At 35.2% G+C, this 11,838-nt stretch carries 12 protein-coding genes, 1 tRNA gene and 1 other RNA gene; 7 read left to right on the top strand and 7 right to left on the bottom strand.

Annotation, left to right across the window (positions count from 1 at the left end):
* Window positions 1-130 precede the first annotated feature (130 nt).
* Window positions 131-655 (bottom strand): tRNA adenosine(34) deaminase TadA, encoded by a 525-nt coding sequence (gene tadA, locus EC501_RS17270; protein ID WP_174232718.1) that lies wholly within the window; start codon window positions 653-655, stop codon window positions 131-133.
* Window positions 656-877: 222 nt separating this feature from the next.
* On the opposite strand from tadA, the gene EC501_RS17265 reads away from it, so the two are divergent.
* The 3 genes from EC501_RS17265 to EC501_RS17255 all read left to right on the top strand — a co-directional run bounded on the left by EC501_RS17265 (window position 878) and on the right by EC501_RS17255 (window position 3,174).
* Complete coding sequence (locus EC501_RS17265; protein ID WP_122973585.1) at window positions 878-1,519, top strand: deoxynucleoside kinase; 642 nt, start codon at window positions 878-880, stop codon at window positions 1,517-1,519.
* On the top strand, window positions 1,516-2,184 hold the full coding sequence (locus EC501_RS17260; protein ID WP_122973584.1) for a deoxynucleoside kinase: 669 nt from the start codon (window positions 1,516-1,518) through the stop codon (window positions 2,182-2,184). Before EC501_RS17265 ends, EC501_RS17260 begins: the two co-directional genes overlap by 4 nt.
* A 216-nt stretch (window positions 2,185-2,400) precedes the next feature.
* On the top strand, window positions 2,401-3,174 hold the full coding sequence (locus tag EC501_RS17255) for an SDR family NAD(P)-dependent oxidoreductase (RefSeq protein ID WP_206613383.1): 774 nt from the start codon (window positions 2,401-2,403) through the stop codon (window positions 3,172-3,174).
* Between the two features lie 46 nt (window positions 3,175-3,220).
* Here the strand turns inward: EC501_RS17255 and EC501_RS17250 are convergent, their stop codons facing one another.
* On the bottom strand, window positions 3,221-3,979 hold the full coding sequence (locus EC501_RS17250) for an MBL fold metallo-hydrolase (RefSeq protein ID WP_122973583.1): 759 nt from the start codon (window positions 3,977-3,979) through the stop codon (window positions 3,221-3,223).
* Window positions 3,980-4,051: 72 nt separating this feature from the next.
* Here EC501_RS17250 and EC501_RS17245 point away from each other — a divergent pair, with 72 nt between their 5' ends.
* Both EC501_RS17245 and EC501_RS17240 read left to right on the top strand, forming a co-directional pair.
* Entirely contained in the window at window positions 4,052-4,585 is a 534-nt protein-coding gene (locus EC501_RS17245; RefSeq protein ID WP_174232717.1) for an LOG family protein, read from the top strand.
* A gap of 225 nt (window positions 4,586-4,810) precedes the next feature.
* Complete coding sequence (locus EC501_RS17240; protein WP_122973588.1) at window positions 4,811-6,034, top strand: threonine synthase; 1,224 nt, start codon at window positions 4,811-4,813, stop codon at window positions 6,032-6,034.
* A 227-nt stretch (window positions 6,035-6,261) separates the two neighbouring features.
* On the opposite strand, the gene EC501_RS17235 is transcribed toward EC501_RS17240, so the two are convergent.
* Window positions 6,262-6,642 (bottom strand): sodium:proton antiporter, encoded by a 381-nt coding sequence (locus EC501_RS17235; protein ID WP_122973582.1) that lies wholly within the window; start codon window positions 6,640-6,642, stop codon window positions 6,262-6,264.
* 184 nt (window positions 6,643-6,826) lie between these two features.
* On the opposite strand from EC501_RS17235, the gene EC501_RS17230 reads away from it, so the two are divergent.
* Window positions 6,827-7,468, top strand: coding sequence for an RraA family protein (locus EC501_RS17230; protein WP_122973581.1), 642 nt, complete (start codon window positions 6,827-6,829; stop codon window positions 7,466-7,468).
* Between the two features lie 17 nt (window positions 7,469-7,485).
* Here the strand turns inward: EC501_RS17230 and gltP are convergent, their stop codons facing one another.
* From gltP to EC501_RS17210, 4 genes are all read right to left on the bottom strand, one after another.
* Entirely contained in the window at window positions 7,486-8,757 is a 1,272-nt protein-coding gene (gene gltP / locus EC501_RS17225; protein WP_122973580.1) for a glutamate/aspartate:proton symporter GltP, read from the bottom strand.
* A gap of 79 nt (window positions 8,758-8,836) precedes the next feature.
* Window positions 8,837-9,712, bottom strand: coding sequence for a response regulator (locus EC501_RS17220; RefSeq protein ID WP_122973579.1), 876 nt, complete (start codon window positions 9,710-9,712; stop codon window positions 8,837-8,839).
* 14 nt (window positions 9,713-9,726) lie between these two features.
* Window positions 9,727-10,974, bottom strand: coding sequence for an ATP-binding protein (locus tag EC501_RS17215; RefSeq protein ID WP_241559393.1), 1,248 nt, complete (start codon window positions 10,972-10,974; stop codon window positions 9,727-9,729).
* Between the two features lie 151 nt (window positions 10,975-11,125).
* A tRNA-Ser gene (locus tag EC501_RS17210) sits at window positions 11,126-11,218 on the bottom strand.
* 161 nt (window positions 11,219-11,379) lie between these two features.
* Between EC501_RS17210 and ffs the strand changes: the two genes are divergently transcribed.
* Window positions 11,380-11,645: signal recognition particle sRNA large type (gene ffs / locus EC501_RS17205), an RNA gene on the top strand.
* Window positions 11,646-11,838 lie beyond the last annotated feature (193 nt).

Below are 11,838 nucleotides of genomic sequence, written 5' to 3'. Positions count from 1 at the left end.
AATTTTATCAGAAGAGGTCCTTATTTTATTGTAAAAAATTCAAAGCCGGTGAAATTTTACTTTTCGTAAAATTTCACCGGCTTTTTTTATTTAGAGGAGGGTTTTGTCCCAGCCTCTTTTTTATATTTGTTTATATATCTTTATTATTTTCTTGTTGAGATAAAAGCCTTCTCGCCTTTTTCTCTTCCTTTTTTCGCTCCCGGATAGCACGGAAAAAATTAGTAAGCAATTGACCACATTCATCTGCTAAAATGCCCTCTATAACTTCGCATTCATGGTTAAAGCGGGAATCATTTAATAGACGATATAATGAGTCTACACAACCAGCTTTCATGTCTCTCGCTCCATACACAACCCGAGGAACACGGGATTGTAAAATAGCACCTGCACACATTGGACAAGGTTCTAATGTTACATATAGGGTTGTTTCTTCTAAACGCCAACTACCAATAGTTTCACATGCTTGTTGTATTGCCATTAATTCTGCATGGGTTACGGCATTTTGTGAAGTTTCCCTTAAATTGTGGGCCCGTCCAATGATTTTATCTTCATAAACGATAACGGCACCTATTGGTACTTCTCCTAATGCTGCTGCCTTTTTTGCTTCAACTATCGCTTCTTCCATGAATTTGCGATCTTTATCAAAAATATTCACGTACATCGCTCCTTGCTTGTAAGTGTATCACGGTCATTGGGAAAAATGAACTTTCACTAATATTCGCTTGGAGAAAATGGAACAATTCTTTAACTCTAGTAACTTTTGTTTGATTTTTATAATAATTACTTATGAACTTCAATCACTGTCTCTGTTTTTCGACAAGTTGATATGATAAAATGAATAGCATTGACGAATTAGACTAAAAGGAGGGACTTCTCATTGTCTGTTCCATTTATTACAGTCGAGGGTCCGATTGGTGTAGGGAAAACGTCGTTATCAAAGGCGATTTCGGATGCCTTTGACTATCATCTATTGAAAGAGATTGTGGATGAAAACCCGTTTTTAGGGAAGTTCTATGAAAATATTGATGAGTGGAGCTTTCAAACGGAGATGTTCTTCCTTTGTAATCGATATAAACAATTAACGGATATTAAAAAACATATGTTACAGGTAGGATCTCCGGTCGTAGCAGACTATCATATTTTCAAAAATTTAATTTTCGCAAAACGAACATTAAAACCTTCTGAATATGAAAAATATGAAGCCATTTATAATATTTTAACAGCTGATATGCCGCGCCCAAATATGGTGATATATTTACATGCTAGTTTAGATACATTGATGAATCGGATTGCAATGCGCGGTAGAGAGTTTGAAAAAATGATTACCCGGGATTACATAGAACGATTAGCTAAAGACTACCATGAGTTTATTCAACATTTTGAAATGATGCACCCTGATATTCCTGTTATCCAAATTAATGGTGACCAAATCGACTTCGTAAGGAATCAAAATGATTTACAACAAATATTACAATTAGTAGAAGAGAAGCTACAACAAAGGAGTACAAATCAAGAATGAATTTAAGAGAAAAATATCAAATTCCATCGAATACAGTGATTACGATAGCAGGTACTGTCGGTGTAGGGAAGTCAACAATGACAAAGGCTCTTGCAGAAGCTTTACATTTCCGTACATCCTTTGAAAAGGTTGATACGAATCCTTATTTAGATAAATTTTATGATGATTTTGAAAAATGGAGTTTCCATTTACAAATTTACTTCCTAGCCGAACGTTTTAAGGAACAAAAACGGATTTTCGAATATGGTGGCGGCTTTGTTCAAGATCGCTCGATTTACGAAGACACAGGCATTTTTGCGAAAATGCATTATGATAAAGGAACAATGAATCCGACCGATTATGAGACGTACACTAATTTATTTGAAGCTATGGTTATGACACCATACTTCCCTCATCCAGATTTACTTGTATATTTAGAAGGTCCAATCGATGACATCATTGGCCGTATCCAAGAACGCGGTCGTGAAATGGAACAACAAACACCGAAAGATTATTGGATTGAAATGCATGAACGATATGAAAACTGGATTAATAATTTCAATTCATGTCCTGTATTACGTTTAGACATTAATGACTATGATTTAATGGCAAATCCAGACCAAATCGAAAACATTGTGGAACGAATTGCATATATGTTAAAACAAACAAGTCATTTACGTAAATAAATAGCAAACTTTATCAAAGCCTTTTCTACGAACTTTTTGTAGGGAGGCTTTTTTTCATGAAATAAAGCGATTAGAAAAATTTTGTAAAGTCTAATTTATTGAATTTTCAAATTTTAGAGACTATCCTAAAATAGAGTGGTGTTCATTATTTATCTATATTAAATATGAGCTCTAACCTCTTTTGAAAGCGATTACAACAAAAAATGGGAGGTTTTTATGGTGAGTAAACTAGAAAACAAAGTAGCGATTATTACCGGTGGAGCAGGAGGAATTGGAAAAGTTACTGCAAAACGCTTTTTAGAAGAAGGGGCAAAAGTTGTATTAGTTGATTTATTCCAAGAATCTCTTGATGAAACAAAAGCTGAGTTAGAATCCCTTGGAAAAGTAATTGTCGTTCAGGCCGATGTATCGAAAGAGGAAGAAGTAAAAAATTATGTTAATAAAACGGTAGAGCAGTTTGGAAAAATTGATATCTTCTTTAATAATGCGGGTATAGAAGGTAAAGTTGCCCCAATTACTGAACAAAAAGTAGAGGATTTAGATAAAGTATTGGCCGTTAATGTCTGTGGTGTGTTTTTAGGATTAAAATATGTTTTAGCTGTTATGAAAGAACAAGGTTACGGTAGTGTTATTAATACTTCTTCTGTTGCAGGATTACATGGAAGTCCAGACGTTACTCCTTATGTTGCCTCGAAGCATGCCGTTGTAGGTTTAACAAAATCAACAGCGCTAGAAGTAGCACCTTACCAAGTACGTGTAAATTCTATTCACCCATCACCTGTAAATACAAGAATGATGCGTTCTTTAGAAGAAGGTTTTGCTCCTGGACAAGCTGAGGCAGCTAAAGCGAATATGGAAAAATCCATTCCATTAGGTCGATATGGAGAATCAGAAGATATATCAAATTTAGTTTTATTCCTTGCTTCAGACGACAGTAAATTTATAACTGGAGCTCAATATCGCGTAGATGGCGGTATGGGTGCATTATAAAAATAAAAGCGGGTAGAGAATCGGATTTTCTCTTCCCGTTTTTTAGTTAAAAGTGAAGAATTTCACCTTTTTTTACAATGTTTATATTGGCGCTGTCAATGACTTTCTGAAATTGTTCAACATTGTCGTTATAATGCATGGCATAAAGTTTTGAATAGTATTCTTTAGGGTAATAATCGAGCACTTCTTGTAATGTGGCATGGACACCATTAAAGGTAAAGCTGACATCTTGGAAAATGGCGACCGTGTTCCCATCAACTTGCCCAATAATATTCGCTTCTTTTAGACGTTTTACATCGCTAGTAAATACAATATTGGATTGCAAGGATGCTAATTTAAATCCAAAACTAAACAATCCATCTGCATGGGTATAACTAGTATCAAAAATTGTAAAGGAATAATCCTCTATTTTATAAACTTCCTTTTCTTTTAAACAAACAAAATTACAAAAATCCTCAACTGTTCGCCCTTGATTTGCAAGTCCGTGGCTAAGTAAACTTTTTAATGGAGTAAGTAATTTTTCATGAACAATAATCGTCGTTTTTAGTGGACTATGTTGCCCATTATTAAATTGCCAAAACCGTTGCATGATCATTTCCTCTAAACCACCGACATGGTCAAAATGTAAATGGGAAATAAAGACAACATCTATATCGGTATAATGGTATCCAGCTTCACGAAGGCTATATCGCAATGTAGAGCCAGCATCAATTAATAGGCATTTTTCATTTAAATGAATGATATAGTTATTATGGAAGTTTGTTTTGGTAAAAGCTCCACCAACTCCAAGAGGGTAAATTTTCATCGCTCTTCTCCTTCTATTTGAAAATTTAATGTTATTCTTGTATTGTATCAAATTGACATGGAGGTATAAAAAATGAATGTAGCCATTTATTGTGGATCACAGACAGGGAAAAGTGCAATTTACATAGAAAGTGCAAAAGAATTAGGCGAGAGATTGGCAAAAGAAAAGATTGGAATTGTATATGGTGGTTCCAACATTGGTTTAATGGGTGCAGTGGCGGATGCTGCCCTTGCCCATAATGGGGAAGTTATTGGGATTATGCCAGAGCATTTACAAAAAAGGGAAATTGCCCATTTGCACTTAACGGAGATTCATTTTGTTGAATCGATGCATGTCCGTAAAAAGAAAATGATTGATCTTTCAAATGCTTTTATCGCTTTACCAGGTGGGTGTGGAACACTAGATGAATATTTCGAGGTGTTTACATGGGCACAGATTGGTTTACATGAAAATCCTGTCATTTTATATAATATAGATGGCTTTTATGATGCCCTCATCCAACATTTTGAAAAGATGTTCGAGGAAGGATTTATACGTGAAGAACAACGCAGTATACTAAAAGTGGCGACGAACGTTAATGATATTATAGCTATTTTGAATAAATAGGATGCTCTTTTTGATAAATCGATGTCATCAAGTGTTGAGTAAAAAGAATTTTTGTTTTAAATAAATAGAAAATTTAGAAAAAGTTACAAACATAGTTGACTTATCGGAAAACTGATATTAAATTTAGTTTAATAGTTGGCTTATTGGACAACCAAAGGCTGCAATGATCTATATTTTGATGGATTATTGTTGCCTTTTTTAATTCTAGGAGGGAATGTGACGATGATGAAATATAGTTATATTACTCATTTAGAGTGCCCAAAGTGCGGTAAAACTTATGAAGAAAATCGAATTCAGCAGTTATGTCAGTGTGGCTCCCCGTTACTAGTACGTTATGATTTAGAAAAAGTAAAAGAAACTATTAACCGTGAGGACATGAAAAATCGCCCTAATACTTTGTGGAGATATCATGAGCTACTTCCAGTCCATCATCAAGAAAATGTAGTGTCGCTAGGAGAAGGAATGACGCCATTAAAAAAACTGCCGTATTTAGGAGCTGATTATGGATTAAATAATTTATACATGAAAGACGAAGGGATTATACCAACGGGTTCTTTTAAAACTCGTGGTGCAAGTGTGGGAATTTCAAAAGCAAAGGAATTAGGGGTAAAACATCTAGCAATGCCGACTAATGGTAATGCAGGTGCTGCCTGGGCATTGTATGCAGCAAAGGCGAATATAAAAGCAACAATTGTCATGCCATTAGATGCTCCTGAAATTACTCGAAAGGAAGTATATATTGCTGGTGGAGATTTATATTTAATTAACGGTTTAATTAGTGATGCTGGAAAAGTTGTAGGAAGCTTAGTACAGGAACAAGGGGTTTATGATGCATCTACATTAAAAGAGCCCTATCGGATAGAGGGTAAGAAAACAATGGGTTATGAAATTGTTGAACAATTAGGGTGGAAAGTGCCCGATGTGATTTTATATCCAACGGGTGGAGGTGTAGGCATCATTGGAATCTATAAAGCTATTTTAGAGCTACAACAATTAGGGTGGATTGAACAGGGGAAGTTGCCACGGTTAGTAGCTGTTCAAGCAGAAGGATGCGCCCCAATTGTAGAAGCGTGGAAAAAAGGAGAGAAAGAATCCGTCTTCTTTGAAAATTCAACAACATGTGCATTTGGCATCAATGTTCCGAAGGCTTTAGGTGATTTTTTAGTATTAGAAGGAATTTATGCAACGAAAGGATGTGCTATCGCCGTATCGGAGGAAGCATTACTGGAAGCTCAAAAACTAGTAGCCTCACTAGAAGGTAATTTTATTTGTCCAGAAGGGGCAGCTACATTCGCAGCTGTTAAAACTTTACGTGAACAAGGATGGATTCGAGAAGACGAACATGTTGTATGTTTAAATACTGGATTAGGTTTGAAATATCCTGAAACTGTTGAGATAGAAGATGTTGAAACTCTTCAACCTGGTCAACAGATTCTAATAAAAAATTAAAGGTTATACATGATTGCTGGAAAGGTAAAAGGAAGAGCTGGAAGCACTAAGGGAAGAACAATTCTTTCAAAAAGCATACGAGGAAACTTTAAAACCAGCATTTGGTGATAGCATACGGGTAGAAGATCTTGGTGTAGAAGGAAATATAGAACAATAATCAAAAGTATCCTTTGTGTTGATCAGTAGAGAATTACTGTAACATAAGGGATACTTTTTTTTGAGTAAGATTATTTTAAAATTATCGCTACTAGTAGCGGAATGGTCATTAACAGTAAAACACCAAAGCTCCATAAAATTTGCTTTGTTGTCGACATATGTTTAGGACGGATGCTAATCGTATCATATAAGTTGTTAATTGCTCGTTGCTCTTTTTTATATAATAGTTTTTGAAATTGATCATAGTCATCGATGTAGGAGGAAGGAGGCTCTAATCCGAAACGAATAGCTCGCACGTCTTCCGTTACATCTTGATTATCATAAAAATAAAGAATGGTTGGTGCAAGCCCTCCTGTATGCTTAGCAATAACATCAATGTCGAAGGAAACCATTTTATAACCAGTTTCTCCATTTTCTTTTTTATATTGCATAATCAATCGGTTCCGTTTCATATTTATCACTCCTCATTGGATGTAATGAATCGAAGAGTATGCTTCCCCACCATTTTAACCACTTCCTCTACTTTTAATCGGGAACGATCACATAAGTCTAATTAAATTAACCTATTTAACTTCCTATAATAATCCTATAGAATTTAAATTATTACAATATTTTGTTAATTTGGAGGGCAAAAAAATGGAAACGACTACAATACAGGAACGTTTTTACGCTTTACCAACGACAGCAATCTCGGATGCTACAGGTGGACATACAAATTTGGATAGTAAGATTAAGCCGTTAGCAGATCATTTTAAAATTGCAGGACGAGCTATAACAGTACGTTTACCAGATGGAGAAAATGGTGCGGTTTTAGAAGCGATTAGTATGGCACAAAAGGGTGATATTTTAGTTATTGATGCTAAAGGAAATACAAATCGAGCTGTAGCGGGTGATTTCGTCGTCTCCCTTGCAAAGGGAATAGGTGTACAAGGTTTTGTTGTAGATGGTGTAATTCGAGATATGGCCGCAATTCATGATTTAGATTTCCCGGTTTTTGCATTAGGCACAACAGTTGCAGCAGGATTTAAAAATGGAGGGGGAGTTGTTAATTGTCCAATTTCAGTTGGAAATGTAACGGTTCACCCTGGGGATTTTATTATTGGGGATATCGATGGTGTTGTCGTCGTTCCACAACAGGATATTGAAAAGATTGTTGAAACCGCTGAGAAAAAGATTGCAAAGGATGAAGCTCGTGAAAAGGAAGCGTTAGGAAATGGGGAAGAATCTATTCGAGCTTACTTAGCAAAGGCCGTATCGAATATAAAAAAGCCGCAATAATTTGCGGCTTTAAATGTTTATTTAGCTAATTCAGCATTGTATGCTTCCATTTTATCTTCGTCAAAACGTTTTTCCCATTTTGACATAACGATAGCTGCTAAAGAGTTTCCGACAACGTTTACTGCTGTACGGGCCATATCGAGAATACGGTCAATTCCAGCGATAAATGCTAGTCCTTCAAGTGGGATACCTACGGATCCAAGTGTTGCTAAAAGAACAACGAATGATACGCCTGGAACACCAGCAATCCCTTTTGAAGTAACCATTAATACAAGCATTAATGTAATTTGTTCTGTAATGCTTAAATCGATACCATACATTTGTGCAATAAATAGTGCAGCAATTGCTTGATACAATGTTGAACCATCTAAGTTAAAGGAATAACCAGTTGGAATAACAAAAGAAGTAATATCTTTTGGACAACCGTATTTCTCCATTTTATTCATAATACGTGGTAAAACGGTTTCAGAACTAGATGTAGAATAAGCAAGAATCAGTTCTTCTTTTAATACTTTTAATAAGTTAAAAATGTTAACACCAGCAATTTTCGCTGTAATTCCTAATACAACAAGTACAAAGAATATCATTGCACCATAAACAAGAAGTGCTAATTTTCCAAGTGGGATTAAAGATGATAAACCGAATTTTGATACTGTAACCCCGATTAAACCAAATACACCAATTGGTGCAAATTTCATTACAAGGTTTGTAACCCAGAACATCGCATCTGCAACGCCCTGCGCCACATCAAGTATAGGTTTCCCTTTTTCTCCAATTGCTGCTACCCCTAAACCAAATAATACAGAGAAGAAGATAACAGGTAACATATCGGCCTCAGCCATTGACTGAATGAAATTGGTTGGGACAATACTAACAATAGTATCTAATAAGCCGCCACCTTCATGCTCAACCGATTCTGTCGTTTCAACATAAGATGAAATGTCGGTTTGAGTTAATTCATTCATGTTAATGCCTTCACCTGGTTGGAAAATGTTAGCTGCACCTAAACCAACAACGATGGCAATTGTTGTGATAATCTCAAAGTAGATTAAAGTTTTACCACCTAGGCGGCCAAGTTGTTTCATATCCCCAGTACCAGCTACACCGATAATAAGTGTAGAGACGATGATTGGGACAACAATCATTTTAATTAAATTTAAAAAGATCGTACCAAGTGGTTGTAAATATTTCTCTACATTAGGGTTACCATAGAATATAGCACCTACAATGATCCCTAATACTAGACCGATTATTATTTGAGAAGCTAAACTAAGTTTAAATTTTTTCAATTTTCTCCCCCCCAATCAAATGTAGGACAAGTCCATAATAATAGTATATGGATGACTTACAAAATCCGACAAAATCCGATTAATCCACTTTGCTAATTATTTCAGCAAATAACACTTGAATAAATTTTTTGATATTTACTTTCGCTTTTCGTTGATTATTTTCTTCGATTTGACGCATTAGTGATCGAATTTCGGTAAAGTCAAAATAACGAGGGGCATAATATTCAAATTCTGAATTTGTATAATCAACAATTCCCAAATTAGCAAGATTAATCATTGCAGCTAAAATTGTTCGACGAATGCGTTGTTCAATCGCTTTACTTTCTTTTACGATATCATCCGCTGTAGATTTCGTTAAACTTGCCACTTTCTCATATAATTCTTTTAGTGGTGGGAGTGGAGAAATTTTATATTTATCCATAAGTAAAAGTTCAATAATATTTGTTATATCCTCACTGCCTACCTCACCGACAATACCCATATCATTTAAAATGGATTGAACATGGTCCCTAGACGTTTTCTTAACATGTTTTTTATCCTCAGCAAAATGGGATAATGACTGTCTAATGGCTAAAATAGAATTTTTTAAGCGATATTGTTCTTCTGTTTTCCGAAGAACCGTTTCAACTTCGATTTTATTAATGGGTTTATGAATAAAAAATTCTATCCCCTTTTCGTAACTTTGGGCAACCATTTCTTTATTTACAACTTGAGAAATCATTATAAAATGACCTTCATAAAGATTTTCACGTAATTTTTCAATTGTCGTGATACCATCTAGTTTGGGCATTAGTAAATCGATTAATACGAAATCGGGTTGGATAGCTAATATTTGAGGGATAGCATCTTGACCGTTGGAAGCTTCACCGATGACACTTCCTAGCTCGCTTTCATTAATAATAGTTGATAACATTTTTCGACTTGCACGGTCGTCGTCAACAATGAAATAACGCATGTCTTTCTCCTTTTCTATAACATATTTGTCGGGATTGTAATGATAAATTTTGTTGTTTTATTACTTTCAACATGTATATTACCGTGTAATTTTGCTACGATTGCTTGTACATGGGATAAGCCAATTCCCGTGGAAGGCTCGCCTTTTTCATTAAATTTCGAAGTAAAACCTGGGTCAAAGATAACTGGAAGGGAATGTTCTGGAATACCAATCCCATTATCTTCAATTATAATATTTGTTTCATCGGCTTTCATACCAACCGAAATGGTAATCGCCCCCTCGTTTTCAATTGCTTCTACTGCATTGGCGACTAGATTGTTTAATACGGCAAGTAATTGAATATGGGCATGTGTATGAAAATCTTCATTTAGTAATACGTTAAATTGAATATTTTTCTTTAGAAGCACACTATATTTTTGATTAGCTTCTGAAACAAGGGAAAGTAAATCCGACATTAAATAATGATCGGATTGTTTATTTTCTACAATGTTCGACAATCCAGCAAAAATACGTTGCTGATCTTTCTTCACTTCATGAATTTCTTGAGCAATAATTAATGCTTTTATGCTTAATTCGGAATGAACCGTTGCTAATTGTTTATATAAATCAAAGCTAGAAGCGGTAATTTGTTCAATTTGGTTCATTGATTTTTGTAAATATAACGTTTCCACATATAAATTGGAGCCAATGTTTAATAATTGCTGAACTTGCTTTTTATTTTCAGCAATGATTATTGAGCTATATAATCCAACAACAAAAAAACTACGTAAAAGGGCAATCGTAATAAGTAAAAAAATTTCCTCTGCATTAATAGGTATTTTCGTTACAAATAGAGTAGTAAAAAGGTGCTCAATACTATTACTAATGATTTCAAATAAAGAAGCCATCAACCCTAAAGTTAAAGGTTTTGTTTTATATTTTTCTATATTAAAAATAGACAAACATACAGCAAATGAAAAATAAAAAAGGGCTGCTGGGAAATGTTCGATTAATGCATTTATAAAAGGTTGTTCATAAAATAGGCTATCTAACAATGAACGGAATAGTACGACGGTTAAACCGGTTATAATCCCCGTTGTAATAACGGGTACAGTACGTATTAATACGGCAATAAAAAAAATAATACTGCCTAATCCAAAACGGAAAGGTGCTTCTTCATAGGGCATTATTTTAATTTCACTACCAATTGCGGTAAGTAAAGCAGTAGCAAGGATTGCAATCGTACAACGATTAACTTTTGAAAGGGCTTTCATATATTCCATGGAAAGACTTCACCTTCTATTAATGAGTGTTTTTTCATTATAAATTAAAAAAGTACTATAACTGCTATCAGTTTTAGTACTCAAATGGAATTTCTACAAAAAAATCCGTTACGTTACGTAACGGATGTTATCATCATATAGTAAATAAAAATGGCGGAGGCAGTAGGATTCGAACCCACGCGCGGTTTAACCCGCCTGTCGGTTTTCAAGACCGATCCCTTCAGCCAGACTTGGGTATGCCTCCGTTTCGACAAAGAAAAATATATCATATAACTATATTATGGTCAACAAATAAGTAGAAAATAAGTAGAAGGGAAAGTTTTTTAAAAAAAGATTTCAACTTTTCCATTATTACCAGAACTAAACATTGCATTTTCCCTCAATAATAAAGTATACTAGTTTATGCCGTGCTAGGTGGGGAGGTAGCGGTGCCCTGTAACTCGCAATCCGCTCTAGCGAGACTGAAGTCCTTTCTGAGGCTGTCCGTATGTTTGGTCTGCCTCTTGCACGTAGTGTTGAAGGTTGGGTCCTGCGCAATGGGTACCCATGAACCATGTCAGGTCCGGAAGGAAGCAGCATTAAGTGGTTTCACCCATGTGCCGCGGGGTAGCCTAACCTGAGCTGGCGACAAGAGTAACGCTTATGTACGGCTGTCGAAGAAAGGTGCACGGCTTTAATGTGCATAATAAAAGCCTAAAAAGGCATGAATAAAAGACGAAATGAACGTTTATGTTCATTTCGTCTTTTTTATTAATTCTTTTAAAACCACGTGCTCTGCACGTGTGAAAATATACTTTTAGAGTGGTAATGGAGATGGAATTAAAAACTCCTCTCGATATAATGAAAATGGCCGTCAAACCAAAT

The sequence above is a fragment of the Lysinibacillus halotolerans genome, assembly GCF_003711845.1.
GTDB lineage: Bacteria > Bacillota > Bacilli > Bacillales_A > Planococcaceae > Ureibacillus > Ureibacillus halotolerans.
This window is presented reverse-complemented; position numbering and strand designations above follow the sequence as displayed.